Source organism: Streptomyces sp. DT224 (assembly GCF_049844595.1).
Classification (GTDB): domain Bacteria; phylum Actinomycetota; class Actinomycetes; order Streptomycetales; family Streptomycetaceae; genus Streptomyces.
This window is the reverse complement of sequence record NZ_JBNCLI010000002.1, coordinates 710,385-727,043: the sequence shown is the minus strand read 5'-3', so window position 1 is coordinate 727,043 and position 16,659 is coordinate 710,385. Positions and strand designations below refer to the sequence as shown.

Annotated in this window: 13 protein-coding genes and 1 pseudogene; 3 read left to right on the top strand and 11 right to left on the bottom strand. The window is 73.7% G+C overall.

Features of this window, described 5'->3' with window-relative positions:
* Positions 1-22: 22 nt before the first annotated feature.
* The 5 genes from ACLQ2N_RS06985 to ACLQ2N_RS06965 form a co-directional block, all read right to left on the bottom strand.
* Positions 23-2,152: a 3-hydroxyacyl-CoA dehydrogenase NAD-binding domain-containing protein gene (locus ACLQ2N_RS06985; protein WP_425810117.1), complete on the bottom strand. Its 2,130-nt coding sequence runs from the start codon at positions 2,150-2,152 to the stop codon at positions 23-25.
* Positions 2,149-3,375, bottom strand: coding sequence for a thiolase family protein (locus ACLQ2N_RS06980; RefSeq protein WP_425810115.1), 1,227 nt, complete (start codon positions 3,373-3,375; stop codon positions 2,149-2,151). Before ACLQ2N_RS06980 ends, ACLQ2N_RS06985 begins: the two co-directional genes overlap by 4 nt.
* Positions 3,376-3,656: 281 nt before the next feature.
* Positions 3,657-4,931 carry an HRDC domain-containing protein gene (locus ACLQ2N_RS06975; protein WP_425810113.1) on the bottom strand — a complete coding sequence of 425 codons (1,275 nt, stop codon included), beginning with the start codon at positions 4,929-4,931 and terminating at the stop codon, positions 3,657-3,659.
* Between the two features lie 114 nt (positions 4,932-5,045).
* Complete coding sequence (locus tag ACLQ2N_RS06970; RefSeq protein ID WP_018100712.1) at positions 5,046-5,708, bottom strand: helix-turn-helix transcriptional regulator; 663 nt, start codon at positions 5,706-5,708, stop codon at positions 5,046-5,048.
* Between the two features lie 265 nt (positions 5,709-5,973).
* Positions 5,974-6,633 carry a DUF3000 domain-containing protein gene (locus tag ACLQ2N_RS06965; RefSeq protein WP_425810111.1) on the bottom strand — a complete coding sequence of 220 codons (660 nt, stop codon included), beginning with the start codon at positions 6,631-6,633 and terminating at the stop codon, positions 5,974-5,976.
* 92 nt (positions 6,634-6,725) lie between these two features.
* Between ACLQ2N_RS06965 and hemE the strand changes: the two genes are divergently transcribed.
* The gene (hemE, locus tag ACLQ2N_RS06960; RefSeq protein ID WP_425810109.1) at positions 6,726-7,799 is read left to right on the top strand and encodes a uroporphyrinogen decarboxylase; all 1,074 of its coding nucleotides are present in this window, start codon (positions 6,726-6,728) and stop codon (positions 7,797-7,799) included.
* A 22-nt stretch (positions 7,800-7,821) separates the two neighbouring features.
* Here the strand turns inward: hemE and ACLQ2N_RS06955 are convergent, their stop codons facing one another.
* Both ACLQ2N_RS06955 and ACLQ2N_RS06950 read right to left on the bottom strand, forming a co-directional pair.
* Positions 7,822-9,204: an FAD-dependent oxidoreductase gene (locus tag ACLQ2N_RS06955; RefSeq protein ID WP_425810107.1), complete on the bottom strand. Its 1,383-nt coding sequence runs from the start codon at positions 9,202-9,204 to the stop codon at positions 7,822-7,824.
* 65 nt (positions 9,205-9,269) lie between these two features.
* Positions 9,270-10,178 (bottom strand): DUF4349 domain-containing protein, encoded by a 909-nt coding sequence (locus ACLQ2N_RS06950; protein ID WP_425810105.1) that lies wholly within the window; start codon positions 10,176-10,178, stop codon positions 9,270-9,272.
* 127 nt (positions 10,179-10,305) lie between these two features.
* Here ACLQ2N_RS06950 and hemG point away from each other — a divergent pair.
* Positions 10,306-11,791 (top strand): annotated as a pseudogene (gene hemG / locus ACLQ2N_RS06945) (protoporphyrinogen oxidase).
* A 4-nt stretch (positions 11,792-11,795) separates the two neighbouring features.
* Positions 11,796-12,530, top strand: coding sequence for a hydrogen peroxide-dependent heme synthase (gene hemQ, locus ACLQ2N_RS06940; protein WP_425810103.1), 735 nt, complete (start codon positions 11,796-11,798; stop codon positions 12,528-12,530).
* A 132-nt stretch (positions 12,531-12,662) separates the two neighbouring features.
* Here hemQ and ACLQ2N_RS06935 read toward each other — a convergent pair whose 3' ends face one another.
* The 4 genes from ACLQ2N_RS06935 to ACLQ2N_RS06920 form a co-directional block, all read right to left on the bottom strand.
* Entirely contained in the window at positions 12,663-13,421 is a 759-nt protein-coding gene (locus ACLQ2N_RS06935) for a TIGR04222 domain-containing membrane protein (RefSeq protein ID WP_425810101.1), read from the bottom strand.
* Between the two features lie 63 nt (positions 13,422-13,484).
* Positions 13,485-14,567, bottom strand: a complete 1,083-nt coding sequence (locus ACLQ2N_RS06930; protein ID WP_425810099.1) for a TIGR04222 domain-containing membrane protein — start codon at positions 14,565-14,567, stop codon at positions 13,485-13,487.
* Entirely contained in the window at positions 14,483-15,769 is a 1,287-nt protein-coding gene (locus tag ACLQ2N_RS06925; RefSeq protein ID WP_425810237.1) for a DUF692 domain-containing protein, read from the bottom strand. The genes ACLQ2N_RS06930 and ACLQ2N_RS06925 overlap by 85 nt, the downstream gene beginning before the upstream one ends.
* Before the next feature lie 109 nt (positions 15,770-15,878).
* Positions 15,879-16,628 carry a peptidyl-tRNA hydrolase gene (locus ACLQ2N_RS06920; protein ID WP_425810097.1) on the bottom strand — a complete coding sequence of 250 codons (750 nt, stop codon included), beginning with the start codon at positions 16,626-16,628 and terminating at the stop codon, positions 15,879-15,881.
* Positions 16,629-16,659 lie beyond the last annotated feature (31 nt).

The following is a 16,659-nucleotide window of genomic DNA, read 5'->3' as shown; positions in this document are numbered from 1 at the left end:
GTCCGCATAGCAGACAAACGCGTTACGCCGGAACGCTCGCCACGCCCGCGGCCAGGAACTTCTTCCCGTTCACGCGCTCCGAGACGCCCTCGCGGTCCAGGTACGGCGTGATGCCGCCCAGGTGGAAGGGCCAGCCGGCGCCCGTGATCAGGCAGAGGTCGATGTCCTGGGCCTCGGCCACGACGCCCTCGTCCAGCATCAGGCCGATCTCCTGGGCCACCGCGTCCAGGACGCGGTCGCGGACCTGCTGCTCGGTCAGGACGGTGTCGCCCTGCTTGAGGAGGGCGGCGACCTCGGGGTCGAGGACCGGGGCACCCGAGTCGTACACGTAGAAGCCGCGCTTGCCGGCCTTCACGACCGCGGCCAGGTTCTCGGAGACGGTGAAGCGCTCCGGGAAGGCGCGGTTCAGGGTCTCGGAGACGTGCAGGCCGATCGCCGGGCCGACCAGCTCCAGGAGCACCAGCGGGGACATCGGCAGACCGAGCGGCTCGATGGCCTTCTCCGCCGTCTCGACCGGGGTGCCCTCGTCGATGACGTTCTGGATCTCGCCCATGAAGCGGGTCAGGATGCGGTTGACGACGAACGCCGGGGCGTCCTTCACCAGCACCGCGGTCTTCTTCAGCTTGCGGGCCACCCCGAAGGCGGTGGCCAGCGACGCGTCGTCCGTCTTCTCGCCGCGCACGATCTCCAGGAGCGGGAGGATCGCGACCGGGTTGAAGAAGTGGAAGCCGACGACCCGCTCGGGGTTCTTCAGCTTCGACGCCATCTCGGTGACCGAGAGGGACGAGGTGTTGGTGGCGAGGATCGCGTGCGCCGGGGCGACCGCCTCGACCTCAGCGAACACCTGCTGCTTGACGCCGATCTCCTCGAAGACCGCCTCGATGATGAAGTCGGCGTCGGAGAAGCCCTCCGCCTTGTCCAGCACACCGGAGACCAGGGCCTTCAGGCGGTTGGACTTGTCCTGGTTGATGCGGCCCTTGCCGAGCAGCTTCTCGATCTCGGCGTGGACGTAGCCCACACCCTTGTCGACGCGCTCCTGGTCGATGTCGGTCAGCACGACCGGCACCTCCAGGCGGCGCAGGAACAGCAGGGCGAGCTGGCTGGCCATCAGGCCCGCGCCCACCACGCCGACCTTGGTGACCGGGCGCGCCAGGTTCTTGTCCGGCGCCCCGGCCGGGCGCTTGGCGCGCTTCTGGACCAGGTTGAACGAGTAGATCCCGGACCGCAGCTCTCCGCCCATGATCAGGTCCGCCAGGGCCTGGTCCTCACGGTCGAAGCCCGCGGACAGGTCGCCGTCCTTGGCCGCGGCGACGATCTCCAGCGCGCGGTACGCGGCCGGGGCCGCCCCGTGCACCTTGGAGTCGGCGATGGCCCGGCCGCGCGCGACGGCCTGGTCCCAGGCGTCCCCGCGGTCCACCTCGGGGCGCTCGACCGTGACCGTGCCGTTCAGCACGTCCGCGGTCCAGACGAGGGACCGCTCCAGGAAGTCCGCGCCCTCGAAGAGCGCGTCCGCGATACCGAGCTCGAAGACCTGCTTGCCCTTGAGCTGGCGGTTCTGGTTCAGCGAGTTCTCGATGATCACCGAGACCGCGCGGTCGGCGCCGATCAGGTTCGGCAGCAGCACGCAGCCGCCCCAGCCGGGGACCAGACCGAGGAAGACCTCGGGCAGCGAGAACGCCGGCAGCGCCTTCGAGACGGTGCGGTACGAGCAGTGCAGCCCGACCTCGACACCGCCGCCCATCGCCGCGCCGTTGTAGTACGCGAACGTGGGCACCGCGAGGGAGGAGAGCCGCCGGAAGACGTCGTGGCCGCCCTTGCCGATGGCCAGCGCGTCCTGGTGCTCCCTGAGCAGCTCGACGCCCTTGAGGTCGGCGCCGACGGCGAAGATGAACGGCTTGCCGGTGATGCCGACGCCGGTGATCGCGCCCTCGGCGGCCTCCTTCTCGACCTGGTCGATCGCGGCGTTCAGGTTCGCCAGCGACTGCGGTCCGAAGGTGGTCGGCTTGGTGTGGTCCAGGCCGTTGTCCAGCGTGATGAGGGCGAAGCGCCCCGCACCGGCCGGCAGGTCCAGGTGGCGTACGTGCGCCTGGGTGACGACCTCGCCCGGGAACAGCTCGGCCGCACCCTTCAGAAGCTCGGTGGTGGTGCTCACTTGTCGCCTCCGGCGTTCTCGAAGTGCGGGTTCTCCCAGACGACCGTCGCGCCCATGCCGAAGCCGACGCACATGGTGGTCAGGCCGTAGCGGACCTCCGGCTGCTCCTCGAACTGCCGGGCCAGCTGCGTCATCAGCCGGACACCGGAGGAGGCCAGCGGGTGGCCGTAGGCGATCGCGCCGCCGTACTGGTTGACGCGGGCGTCGTCGTCGGCGATGCCGTAGTGCTCCAGGAACGCCAGCACCTGTACGGCGAACGCCTCGTTGATCTCGAAGAGACCGATGTCCGAGATGGACAGGCCGGCCTGGGCGAGGGCCTTCTCGGTGGCCGGGATCGGCCCGTAGCCCATGACCTCCGGCTCGACGCCCGCGAAGGCGTACGAGACCAGGCGCATCCTGACCGGGAGGCCCAGCTCGCGGGCGACGTCCTCGGCGGCGAGCAGCGAGGCGGTGGCGCCGTCGTTGAGCCCCGCGGCGTTGCCCGCCGTGACGCGTCCGTGGGCGCGGAACGGGGTCTTCAGGTTGGCCAGGGACTCCATGGTGGTGCCCGGGCGCATCGGCTCGTCGGCGGTGACCAGGCCCCAGCCGGTCTCACCGGCCTCGGCGTTGGTCCGGCGCACCGAGACGGGCACCAGGTCCTGCTGGATCTTGCCGTTGGCGTACGCCTTGGCGGCCTTCTCCTGCGACCGCACCGCGTAGGCGTCGGCGCGCTCCTTGGTGATCGTGGGGTACCGGTCGTGCAGGTTCTCCGCGGTCATGCCCATGAACAGGGCGGACTCGTCGACCAGCTTCTCCGACACGAACCGCGGGTTCGGGTCCACGCCCTCGCCCATCGGGTGGCGGCCCATGTGCTCGACACCGCCGGCGACGACGACGTCGTACGCGCCGAAGGCGATGGAGCCGGCCGTCGAGGTGACGGCGGTCAGGGCGCCCGCGCACATGCGGTCGATGGAGTAGCCGGGGACGGACTGGGGCAGGCCCGCCAGGATGCCTGCGGTGCGGCCGAGGGTCAGGCCCTGGTCGCCGATCTGCGTGGTCGCGGCGATGGCGACCTCGTCGATCTTCTTGGGGTCCAGGTCCGGGTTGCGGCGCAGCAGCTCCCGGATGGCCTTCACGACGAGATCGTCGGCGCGGGTCTCGTGGTAGATGCCCTTCGGGCCCGCCTTGCCGAACGGGGTGCGGACGCCGTCTACGAAGACGACGTCCCGGATGGTACGAGGCACGATGGCTCTCCTCCAGGGTGCGGGATGGCACTGCTGCGGGGCGCGCCCGGGGGCACGCCGCTCCGGTCATGCTACTTGCGGGTAACCAGACTGCCCACCCCCCATGGCCGGAGCGGCGAAGGTCACACGCGAAAACTGCCCGGAGAGCGCCCCTCCGCACACGGCGAATGGCCCGGACGGACTCGTTCTCGAGTCCGTCCGGGCCATTCGCGCCGCGTGCGGGACCGCGCGGAACCTGGCGTGATCACGCCCCTGTTCCAGGCCGGCGGGGCCATGTGCCGTTACGAGGGCTGAGTCAGCGCGCGGTACAGCAGCGGGGCCACCTGCTCGATCTGCCAGTGCCGCGCGCCGTACCCGGCGAGCGCGGACTCCACCGTCTCCGGCGTCGGGTTCTTCGGCGGCTCCCAGCAGACCCGGCGCACCGTGTCCGGCGTGATCAGGTTCTCCTGCGGCAGGTGCAGCCGTTCCGCGAGCGCGGACACCGCGGCGCGGGCCGCCGAGAGCCGGGCGGCGGCGGCCGGGTCCTTGTCGGCCCAGGCGCGCGGCGGCGGCGGTCCCGCGAGGGCCTGCCCGGGCTGCGGCAGCTCCGTGTCGGGCAGCGCCTTGGCCCGGTCCACGGCGGCCTGCCACTGCTCCAGCTGGCGCCGGCCCATGCGCGGACCGAAGCCGGTGAGGGCGGTCAGCGCGTGCGTGTTGGCCGGAAGCGCGAGCGCGGCCTCGATGATCGCCGCGTCCCCGAGCACCTTGCCGGGCGAGATGTCGCGCCGCCGGGCGATCTGGTCCCGGGCGTTCCACAGCTCCCGGACGACCGCCATCTGCCGGCGGCGGCGGACCTTGTGCATCCCGGAGGTGCGGCGCCACGGGTCCTGGCGCGGGGGAGCGGGCGGCGCCGAGGCGATGGCGGAGAACTCCTCCTGGGCCCACTCCAGCTTGCCCTGCCGGTCGAGCTCGTCCTCCAGGGCGTTGCGCAGGTCGATGAGGAGCTCGACGTCGAGCGCGGCGTAGCGCAGCCAGGGCTCGGGCAGCGGGCGGGTGGACCAGTCGACGGCGGAGTGGCCCTTCTCCAGCGAGTAGCCGAGCACGCTCTCGACCATGGCGCCGAGGCCGACGCGCGGGAAGCCGGCCAGCCGTCCGGCGAGCTCGGTGTCGAAGAGCCCGGTCGGCGTCATCCCTATCTCGCGGAGACAGGGCAGGTCCTGCGTCGCCGCGTGCAGGATCCACTCGGTGCCGCGCAGGGCCTCGCCGAGCCCGGACAGGTCGGGGCAGCCGACGGGGTCGACGAGCGCGCTGCCCGCCCCGTCGCGGCGCAACTGCACGAGGTAGGCACGCTGTCCGTAGCGGTAACCGGACGCCCGCTCGGCGTCCACGGCCACCGGGCCCGAGCCCGCGGCGAATGCCGCGATCACCCCGGCCAGGGCTTCGTCGGAGGCCACCACCGGCGGAATGCCCTCGCGCGGTTCGAGCAAGGGGATCGGCGCCGGGGCGACGTCGTCCGGGGGAGCGCCCCCGGTGGTTCGCAGTGATGTGTCTGCTGCGGTCTCTTGGGCGTCGGTCACGTGTCAAGGGTATCTGTGTGTGCGCGGCGCCTGCCGACGGAACGTTCCGTCGGCCGGCGCCGATGCACGTAATCCAGCCGGTTTTGTACGTCGTGCACCGGCCGGGACGGAGAATCAGTGGATGATGCCCGTCCGCAGGGCCACCGCGACCATGCCGGCACGGTCGCCGGTGCCCAGCTTGCGGGCGATGCGGGCGAGGTGGCTCTTCACGGTCAGGGCGGACAGCCCCATGGAGACGCCGATGGCCTTGTTGGACTGGCCCTCGGCGACGAGCCGCAGGACCTCCACCTCGCGGCCGGACAGTTCGCGGTAGCCGCCCGGGTGGCTCGGGGTGCCGGGGGGCCGGCGGTGCATACGGGCGGCGGTGGCGCCGATGGGGGCGACGCCGGGACGGGCCGGGTGGCCGATGTTGGTACGGGTGCCGGTGACCACGTAGCCCTTGACGCCGCCCGCGAGGGCGTTGCGCACGGCGCCGATGTCGTCGGCGGCGGACAGGGCGAGACCGTTGGGCCAGCCGGCGGCTCGGGTTTCGGACAGCAGGGTCAGCCCGGAACCGTCGGGCAGGTGGACGTCGGCTACGCAGATGTCGCGCGGGTTGCCGACGCGGGGACGGGCCTCCGCGATGGACGACGCCTCGATGACGTCACGAACTCCGAGAGCCCACAGATGGCGGGTGACGGTGGAACGGACGCGCGGGTCGGCCACGACGACCATGGCCGTCGGCTTGTTCGGGCGGTAGGCGACCAGGCTTGCGGGCTGCTCGAGGAGAACGGACACCAGGCCTCCTGGGGAGTGGCGGGACGGGCCGGCTCGGGGATGAAGCCGGGGCGAACCGTGCTTGAAGGGTCATTGACTCCTTCGGCAGCAGACCCCTGCTCCTTTAGGGGAAGATCACGATTTGTTGAGTAACAATTCGGGCAAATGGTGTTCTCGGTCGACTCCTGAGAGCGTTTTCCGCTGGCTGAAAGTGATCGCATGACGCGGCGTCACGAAAAACGGGGCGGCCCGGAGGCCGCCCCGTTCGCCCCGATCGCGGCGGGGGTCACGGCGCCTGCGGGCCCCGGCGCTGAGGGAGCGTGACCACCGCCGCGTCGAGCGGTCCCGACGGCGGCAGGCCCGCGATCTGGCAGAGCAGGTCCCCCCAGGCGACCAGGTGCGCCGCCGCGTCCGGTGCGCCGCCCAGGCCCTCGCGCGGGGTCCAGGAGGCCCGGATCTCGATCTGCGTCGCGGGACGCCGGGTCTCCAGCGCGCCGAAGTAGTGCGAGCCCGCCATCGTGACGGTGCCGCCGGCTTCCCCGTAGAACAGGCCGCGGGCCTCCAGCGCGCCGGTCAGCCAGGACCAGCAGACCTCCGGGAGCAGCGGGTCGGCGGCCATCTCCGGCTCCAGCTCGGCGCGCACCAGGGTCACCAGTCGGAAGGCCCCCTGCCACGCCTCGTGGCCGGCCGGGTCGTGGAGCAGGACGAGCCGGCCGTCGGCGAGGTCGTCCTCGCCGTCGACGACCGCCGCCTCCAGCGCGTACGCGTGCGGCGCGAGCCGCTTCGGCGGCCGGGTCGGCTCCACCTCCAGCTCGGGACGGAGCCGCGCCGCGCGCAGCGCGTCCACCGCCGAACGGAACGCGGGCGGGACGGCACCACCCTCCGCGCCGTCCGTGCCGTCAGCGCCATCGGATTGACCGGAGATGTGTCCCTGAGCCGCAGCCATGCGGGGAAGAGTAGGCGGAACGGGAGCTCCGCGCGCGGAAGGACACCCGTGCGGGGCAGGGCTCGTTGCCCACGCGTGCGAAGATTCTGTGCGTGAGTGCCAACGACCGCCCCTCCGGGCAGCAGACGAAGACTTCCGCCACCTATGACTCGGCGTTCCTCAAGGCGTGCCGGCGCGAGCCGGTCCCGCACACGCCGGTCTGGTTCATGCGCCAGGCGGGGCGCTCGCTGCCCGAGTACCTGAAGGCGCGCGAAGGCATCCCGATGCTCCAGTCCTGCACGATGCCGGAGCTCGTCGCCGAGATCACGATGCAGCCCGTCCGCCGCCACAAGGTCGACGCCGCCGTCTACTACAGCGACATCGTCGTCCCGCTCAAGGCCATCGGCATCGACCTGGACATCAAGCCCGGCGTCGGCCCGGTGATCGCCGAGCCGGTCCGCACCCGCGCCGACCTCGCCCGGCTGCGCGACCTGACCCCCGAGGACGTCCCGTACGTCACCGAGGCCGTCCGGCTGCTCACCGCCGAGCTGGGGGAGACCCCGCTGATCGGCTTCGCGGGCGCGCCGTTCACCCTCGCGAGCTACCTCGTGGAGGGCGGGCCCTCCCGCAACCACGAGCACACCAAGGCCATGATGTACGGCGACCCGGAGCTCTGGGCCGACCTGCTCGACCGGCTCGCCGAGATCACCGGCGCCTTCCTCAAGGTCCAGATCGAGGCCGGCGCCTCGGCCGTCCAGCTCTTCGACTCCTGGGTCGGCGCCCTGGCCCCCGCCGACTACCGGCGCTCCGTGCTGCCCGCCTCCGCGAAGGTCTTCGACGCCGTCGCCGCGTACGACGTCCCCCGCATCCACTTCGGCGTCGGCACCGGCGAACTGCTCGGCCTGATGGGCGAGGCCGGGGCGGACGTCGTCGGCGTCGACTGGCGGGTGCCGCTGGACGAGGCCGCGCGCCGCGTCGGCCCCGGCAAGGCGCTCCAGGGCAACCTCGACCCGGCGGTGCTGTTCGCGCCGACCTCCGCGGTGGAGGCCCAGACCCGGGAGGTGCTGGACGCGGCCGCCGGCCTGGAGGGCCACATCTTCAACCTGGGCCACGGTGTGATGCCGAACATGGACCCGGACGCGCTCTCCCGCCTCGTCGAGTACGTCCACACCACCACCGCGCGCTGAACCCCGCGGAGGCGGGCGCCGCTCAGTCGGTGCCCGCCTTCCGCAGCACCGCGACGGTCTTGCGGGCCGCGACCAGGACCGGGTCCCAGACCGGTGAGAACGGCGGGGCGTAGCCCAGGTCCAGGGCGGTCATCTGCTCGACGGTCATCCGGGCGGTGAGCGCCACCGCCGCCACGTCGACCCGCTTCCCCGCGCCCTCGCGGCCCACGATCTGCACGCCGAGGAGCCGGCCCGTGCGGTACTCCGCGAGCATCTTCACCGTCATCGGCCGCGCGTCCGGGTAGTAGCCCGCCCGGCTGGTCGACTCGATCGTCGCCGTGACGTACCGCAAACCCACCGCCCGGGCGTCCTTCTCGCGCAGCCCGGTCCGGGCGATCTCCAGGTCGCACACCTTGCTCACCGCCGTACCCACCACACCGGGGAACGTGCCGTAGCCGCCCCCGACGTTGGAGCCGATGACCTGGCCGTGCTTGTTCGCGTGCGTGCCGAGCGCGATGTGCCGGGTGTGGCCCGCCACCAGGTCCAGGACCTCCACGCAGTCGCCGCCCGCCCAGATGTTCTCGTGCCCCTGGACCCGCATCGCCAGGTCGGTGAGCAGCCCGCCGTGCGGTCCGAGCGGCAGCCCGGCCTCCCGGGCCAGGGCCGTCTCCGGCCGGACGCCGATGCCGAGCACCACCACGTCCGCCGGGTAGGACGCGTCGTCCGTCACGACCTCGGCGACCCTGCCGTCCGGACCGGTCCTGATCCCGGTGACCTCCGCCCCGTTCACCGTGGTGATCCCGAGCCCGTCCATCGCGTCGTGGACCATGCGCCCCATGTCCGGGTCGAGCGTGGCCATCGGCTGCTCGCCGCGGTTGAGGACGGTCACCTCGTAGCCCCGCTTCAGCATCGCCTCGGCCATCTCGACGCCGATGTACCCCGCCCCGACGACGACCGCGCGCCGGCCCTCCGTCCGCTCCAGGGTGTCCAGCAGCGCCTGCCCGTCGTCCAGGGTCTGCACCCCGTGCACCCCGGGCGCGTCCATGCCGGGCAGGTCCGGGCGCACCGGGCGGGCCCCGGTGGCGATCACCAGCTTGTCGAACCCGGTCCAGTACGCCTCGCCGGACTCCCGGTCCAGAGCGCGCACCCGCCGCCCCGCCACGTCGATCCCGGTGACCTCGGTGCGGGTGCGCAGGTCGATGTCGCGGGCCCGGTGCTCCTCGGGGGTACGGGCGATGAGGTCGTCCCGGTCGGTGACGTCGCCGCTGACCCAGTACGGGATGCCGCACGCGGAGTACGAGGTGAAGTGGCCCCGCTCGAAGGCGGTGATGCTCAGCTCGTCCGGACCCCTGAGCCGCCTGGCCTGGGACGCGGCGGACATCCCCGCCGCGTCCCCGCCGATGATCACCAGTCGTTCCGCCGCCATGCCGGTACCTCCGCAGCCTCTACGAAAGCACCCACGCTACGGCGCGGGCCGCACCGGTGACGTACTCACTCCCCCTTCGCGCCCCGGCGGCGGCGCAGCAGCCGCCACAGCACGGCCAGGACGGCCGCCGCGCCGAGGAACGGGGCAGTGGCGCCGATCGCCATCGCCAGCCAGCGCAGCATCGTCACGAAGGCGTGCCAGCCGCCGGCGACCGCGTCCGGGAAGCCCGGGTCGTCGTCGGCCGCGCCGGCCGCCGTCTCCGGTTCGACCAGGTCGAGCGTGATGGTCGCCAGCGTCGTACGGTCCTTCAGCGACGCCTGCTGGGCGAGCAGTGATTCGAGCGCCGCCTGACGGCTGCTCAGTTCGCCTTCCAATGTGACCACATCGGCCAGCTTGCCGGCCCGGTCCATCAGCTCGCGGACCCGTGCCACGCTCGCCCGCTGGGTGGCGATCCGGCTGTCGACGTCCACGACCTGGTCGGTGACGTCCTTGGCCGCCGAGGTGCGGGAGACCAGCTTCCCGGCCCCCGACAGTTCCCGCAGCACCTCGTCGTACGCGTCCTGCGGGACGCGCAGCACCAGGTGCGAGGAGTCCCGCGTGGAGTCGATCCGCTCGGTGGTCTCCTTCTCGACCAGCCCGCCCGCGCCCTGCGTCGCCGTACGGGCCCGCGCGGCCGCCTTCGACGCGTCCTTCACCTCCACGGAGAGCGAGGCGGTGCGGATGACATGGGTGGCGGCGGGTTTCGGGTCCTTCCGCTGCTGCTTCGTCCCGGCCGAATCCGCGGCGGGTGCCTCGGCCTTGCCGGCCGCGAGACCGCCCTTCTGCTGCTGGGGCCCGGCGACGCCCCGGTCGGCGGCGCTGCCCGAGTCGTCGCCGGACGCGCCGCAGCCGCTCAGGGCGAGCACGGCGGCCAGCAGCACGGCGGCCGGGCCGCACACGCGCCGGCCGGTGCGGGTGATGGGTGTTCCTCGCATGACTGTCCCCCCAGGACGGGTGATCGATGGCGTCGGTAGGACGTACGAGAGGGTGCGGGCGGACCCGGGAATCCGGTTGCGAACCGGTCACGGTCGGGACTCGGAACCGGTTTGAGAGAGTGGAGCCATGCAGCCATCCACACACCGCGCGGACTGGGCCCCCCGCCATGTCGTCGTCATCGGCGGCGGCATCGCCGGACTCGCGGCCGCCCACCGGCTCGTCGGCGCCGGGCTGAGGGTCACCGTCCTGGAGGCGACCGACCGGCTCGGCGGCAAGCTCATGGCCGGCGAGGTCGCCGGCGTCCGGGTCGACCTCGGCGCCGAGTCCATGCTCGCCCGCCGCCCGGAGGCCGTCGGCCTGGCCCGCGCCGTGGGCCTCGCCGACCGCCTCCAGCCGCCCGCCACGGCCACCGCCGCGCTGTGGACGCGCGACGCGCTGCGCCCGATGCCCAAGGGGCATGTGATGGGCGTCCCGGGTGACCCGTCCGTCCTGGGCGAGGTGCTGTCGGCCGAGGGGCTCGCCCGGATCGCCGAGGACCGCGAGCTGCCCCCGGTGGCCGTCGGCGAGGACGTCGCCGTCGGCGCGTACGTCGCGGACCGGCTGGGGCGCGAGGTCGTGGACCGGCTGGTGGAGCCGCTGCTCGGCGGGGTGTACGCGGGCGACGCCTACCGGATCTCGATGCGCGCCGCCGTACCGCAGCTCTTCGAGGCCGCCCGGGAAGGCGGCTCCCTGCTCGACGGGGTCACCCGCCTCCAGGAGCGCGCCGCCGCCCGGCAGCAGACCGGGCCCGTCTTCCAGGGCATCGAGGGCGGCATCGGCAGCCTTCCCGGAGCCGTCGCCGACGCCGTGCGCGCCGGAGGCGGCGAGATCCTCACCGAGACGCCCGTGCTGGGGTTGACCCGTACCGCCGACGGCTGGGACGTCCGCACCGACACCCGGACCGTCTCCGCCGACGGCATCGTCCTCGCCGTTCCCGCCTGGTCCGCCGCCACGCTGCTCGCCGCCGAGTCACCGGGCGCCTCGGCCGAGCTGGCCGGCGTCGAGTACGCGTCGATGGCCCTGGTCACCATGGCGTTCCGGCGCTCCGACGTGACCGGCACGGCCTTCGACGGGCGCTCCGGCTTCCTCGTACCGCCGGTCGACGGGCACACCATCAAGGCCGCCACCTTCTCCACGCACAAGTGGCAGTGGGTCGCCGACGCGGCCCCTGACCTGTTCGTGCTGCGGACCTCCGTGGGCCGGTACGGCGAGGAGGAGCACCTGCACCGCGAGGACGGCGAGCTCGTCGGCATCTCCCTGCGCGACCTCGCCGCCGCGACCGGGCTCGGCGCCCGGCCCGTGGGGACCGAGGTCACCCGGTGGATCGGCGGCCTGCCCCAGTACCCGGTGGGCCATCTCACCCGGGTCGCCCGCATCCGCGACGAGGTCGCGAAGCTGCCCGCGCTGAGGGTGTGCGGGGCCGTCTACGACGGGGTCGGCATCCCGGCCTGCGTGGCGAGCGCCCACCGGGCGGCGGACGAGATCGCCGGGGATCTCACCGGGGACCCCACCGGGGGAGATCATCGCCACGCCGACCCTGGTTCAGGGCACTCGGAGCGAGGCGGGACAATAGCCGTATGAGTGCTCCTGAGACTGCGACATCAAGCAAGGTTCCGAACGCCGGCAAGAAGGCCAAGGACCTCAACGACGTCATCCGCTACACCCTGTGGTCCGTCTTCAAGCTGCGCGACGTCCTTCCGGCCGACACGGACCGCGCGGCCGTGGCCGGAGAGGTCCAGGAGCTGTTCGACCAGCTCGCGGCGAAGGACGTCACCGTCCGCGGCACGTACGACGTCTCGGGCCTCCGCGCCGACGCCGACCTGATGATCTGGTGGCACGCGGAGACCGCGGACGAGCTCCAGGAGGCGTACAACCTCTTCCGCCGCACCCGGCTCGGCCGCCACCTGGAGCCGGTGTGGTCGAACATGGCGCTGCACCGCCCCGCCGAGTTCAACAAGTCGCACATCCCGGCGTTCCTCGCCGACGAGACGCCGCGCGACTACGTCAGCGTCTACCCCTTCGTGCGCTCGTACGACTGGTACCTGCTGCCCGACGAGGACCGCCGTCGCATGCTCGCCGACCACGGCAAGATGGCCCGCGGCTACCCCGACGTGCGCGCCAACACCGTCGCCTCGTTCTCCCTCGGCGACTACGAGTGGATGCTGGCCTTCGAGGCGGACGAGCTGTACCGCATCGTGGACCTGATGCGTCACCTCAGGGCCTCCGAGGCGCGGATGCACGTCCGCGAGGAGGTCCCCTTCTTCACCGGCCGGCGCAAGTCGGTCGCGGACCTGGTGGCCGGGCTCGCGTAGCGAACGGGCTCCCGACCACCCCGACCCGGAAGATCAGACGGCGGGCACCCGGCACCTCGTGCCGCCCGCTGGTCCAGCGACACCGGGTTCGGCTCAACGGTGCGGCGCGCTTCTCGCGCGCCGCACCGTTCGTCATTCCCGGGCCGCCCGGCCCGTCAGCGCGGCCCGCAGCGCCGGGTCGTCCACCGCGTCCACCCCGCGCACCGCGACCGCCACCAGCGTGTCGCCCGTCGCGCCGTCCCCCGGCACCGCGCACGCCGCCAGCAGCCGCTGCCCGTCCGTGGAGGCCCACGCACCGTAGGGGTGCGCCTCGACCCGGGCTATGGCCAGGCAGCCCAGGGTCAGCACGAGCGGCAGCGCGAACCACACCGGCATCGGGCTTACGCCCCCGCCGTCGGGCGCGAGCAGGGCGGCGGCGCCCAGCGCGGCCACCAGCAGTGCCGCCCCGCGCACCGCCCGCACCGCCGAGGCGACGTCCGCCCCGCGCGGGACCGCCAGACCGGCCGCGACGAGCCGGTCGGCCACCGCGCGTACCGCGTCGGCGGCGGCGGCCGACGCGCGCACCGGCGCTATCGGCGACTGGCCCTGCGGCCCTATGGCGCGGATCACCGTACGCTCCACCTCGTCGCGGCCCTCCGGGTCCACGACCGTCGCCCACCCGGTGTGGGCCAGCAGCAGCCGGCGCCGCAGATGCATGGAGACCAGCGCCAGGTCGGCGACCCGGCCGGGGCCGCCCGCCAGGAACGCCGCCTCGTACAGCGTGAGTCGCCGTCCGCGACCGCCGGACGCGGCCACCGGCCGCCGGGCCGCGCGGGCCCCCGCGAGACAGAGCCGGGCGCAGGAGAGACCTGCTGCACCCCACGCGACCAGCAGCAACAGAAACGGCACCATGCCGGATTTCTATGCCGGAACCGCCCGCGGCGCCATAGCTCGTCCAGCAGGTGGACGGCCGTCTCAGGACCCGCCGCCGCAGCTCGACCCGCCACCGCAGCTGGAACCGCCGCCGCAGCTGCTGCCGCCCCCGCAGCTCGACCCACCGCCCCCGCAGCTGCTGCCGCCACCACAGCCCGACCCGCCGCCTCCGCCACAGCTGCTGCTGCCCGAGGAGCTGCCGCAGCCGCCGCCCGGGCTCGCCCCCGCACACCACACGGCCGGTACGACCAGCGCCGAGGAGCCGTGCGGGGTGTACGAGGACGAGGCGGGCCGGGTCCGCGCGGCCGCGACCAGCTGCGTCCGCAGCTCCGGGTCAGGGACGCCGCGCAGGCCCCGGGTCGCCACCAGGAACGCCGGGTCGGTCCGGTGGGCGTGCGCGGCCCCGAACTCCGCCGCCGCCCTGCGCCCCGCCCGGGTGATCCGGGACCGGGCCACCGCCGCGCAGACCAGCCCGGACACGAATCCGACGACGACGGCCGGGATCATCGCCACCGCGAACGGGTACGCCCAGCCGGAGCCGTCGTCGTCCTCCATGAACCGGCTGATGGCCAGGCCGATCGTGACCGGGGCGGACGCGAAGCACAACAGCGTCTGCAGCAGGCCCCAGACGCGCCACTTGGCGTTCGCGGTGGGCGGGGCCAGCAGTCCGCGCGCGGCGAGACCGTCGCCGGTCTCCTGTACCGCCGGGTGCCGCATCACGGCCGCCCGCAGCGCCGCCAGCGCCCCGCTGGGCGCGGCGGCCAGCTCGTGCAGCACCGCCCGCTCCACCGGGTCGCCGGCGACCGGCCGGAGCACGGCGACGATGCCGGGCCCGCCGACGGCCAGCCGTCCGTCCGCGTGCATGGCGGCCAGCGCGGTGTCGACCACCCGGCCGGGCCCGCCGTTCAGGAACGCCACCTCGGACAGGTCGTGCGCCGGACCGACCACCCCCCGGCGGGAGCGGGCCAGGCCGCGGATGAGCAGGGTGGACGAGGCGACCACCACGAGCGTGAGGAACACGATCATCCCGTCCATGCCCGTCACCCCCCCACCAGCACGGAGCGGGCCGCCCGGGCCAGCCGGGTCGCGCGCCCGGGCGGCCGGGGCGCGGCCCGGTCCCGCCACCAGCGCGTCAGCCGGCGCCGGGCCGCGTCGTCCTCGGGGCGGCCCGCGACGAGCAGGTGCTCGGCGAAGTCCAGGGCGTCGCGCCGGTACCCCGACGCCATGGGCCGCGCCCCGGCGTACGCGAGGAACGCCGCCCGGTAACCGCCCCCCAGGATCTCGGGCAGCTCGGGCGCCACCTTGGACACGACATCGGCACGCTTCGCGGCCAGGGCGCGGCTCTGCACCCGGAGCCGGCGCGGATCGAACCCCTCCGGCGCGGGTGTGCCGGCGACCAGCGCGGACAGCAGCGCGGTCTGCGCGACGGCGACGCCGTCCCGTACGCACTCCGCGACGGGCGAGGCGGGCGGGACCTCCGGGGTCGCCGGGGCAGCCGAGGCGCCCCCGCCCTTCTCCAGCACCCCCCGGATCGCGTCCAGCTCGCCCGCCAGCTCACCGGTCGGCGGGAACGCGTCGTCGCGCTCCAGCAGCACCCCCGGCGGGTCGATCCGGGAACACAGCTCCGCCAGCACGTCGAGCACCGGAGCGGTCACCGGGTGGGCGTGCGTGTCGTGCCACACGCCGTCCTTCTCGACCCCGCCCGCCACATGCACGTACGCGATGGCCTCCACCGGCAGCTCGTCCAGCGCGGCCGCCGGGTCCTCGCCCCGGTTCACGTGGTTGGTGTGCAGATTGGCCACGTCGATCAGCAGCCGCACCCCGGTCCGCTCGACCAGCTCCGCCAGGAACCGGCCCTCCGTCAGCTCCTCGTGCGGCCAGGAGACCAGCGCCGCGATGTTCTCCAGCGCCAGCGGCACCGGCAGCGCGTCCTGCGCGATGCGCACGTTCTCGCACAGCACGTCCAGCGCCGCCCGGGTGCGCGGCACCGGCAGCAGGTGACCCGCCTCCAGGACCGGCGACCCGGTGCGCGCGCCGCCGGCCCGTACGAACGCGATGTGCTCGGTCACCAGCGGCGCGCCGAGCAGCGTGGCGCGGGCGGCGAGGTCCGCGAGCTTGCCGGGATCGGGGCGGTCGGCGCCGCCGAGGCCCAGCGAGACGCCGTGCGGCACCACGGTGACCCCGCGCTCCCGCAGCCGTACCAGCGAGTCCGGCAGGTGATCGGCACAGAGGTTCTCCGCGACCGCCTCCACCCAGTCGATCCCCGCCAGCGCCTCCACCTCGTCGGCGATCTCCGGCCGCCAGCCGATCCCGATGCCCAGCCTCATACGGTCCCCCATGGTGCTTGCCCCTCGCTTCGTGCAGGGGTGATGGCCCCGGAGCGCGGCCCTGAATCCGGAAGGTGGGACGTTCAGAGCTTCATTTGAGGTTCCCGTCTCAACGCCGCAGCGCCGGGTGGTCGGCGACCACCGTGCACGAGCCCGGGGCGATCTCCGTGAAGCCCGCGTCCCGTACGACCGGCAGGCCGCTCACGGTCAGCTCCGCCCAGCGGCCCGGCTCCGCCGTCGCCACCGAGAGCGGGAAACCGGCCTCGCGCCACGCCTTGCGCGCGGTCTCCGACAGCTCCCACCAGGCGAGCTGCGCCCCGTGCCCGACCTGCGCCATCTCCTTGCCGGCCGACATGCCGAGCTCCGGGTTGAGCCAGAGCACCGGGTGCGCCGGGTCGGGCGCGGCCGGCGGCTCCGGGTCGTCCAGGTCCGTGCCCGACACCTGGAGCTTGGCCAGCTCCTTCGGCCAGCCGTCCAGGGGCACCGGCGGGAAGACCCGTACCTCCGCCTCCTCGCCCGTCACCGTGATCCCGGGCAGGGTGGACGCCTTGCGCCACTCCGCGCCCCGGGCCCGCCGGACCACCTTGCGGATGCGGGCGTCCTGCCAGTCCCGCATCACCCGCGCCCACTCGCCCTCGCCCACCGACCGCTCGTCGGAGAGCATCACGAGCACCGCGCGGGCGGCCGTGCGCAGGGCGTCGGTGCGGGCCGGCGGCGCGGCCTTCTCGATGCGCACCACCAACGGCAGTACGTACTGCGGTGCTTCGTCCCGGTTTGTCCGCTCGGTCCGGAAGGGGCTGTCGAGGGGCACGGAGGCCGGCTCGGCGGACGGGGGCGCGGGGATGTCGTTGCTGCTCACCCACCCAGTCTGCCAGTCGCCCCCGACACCC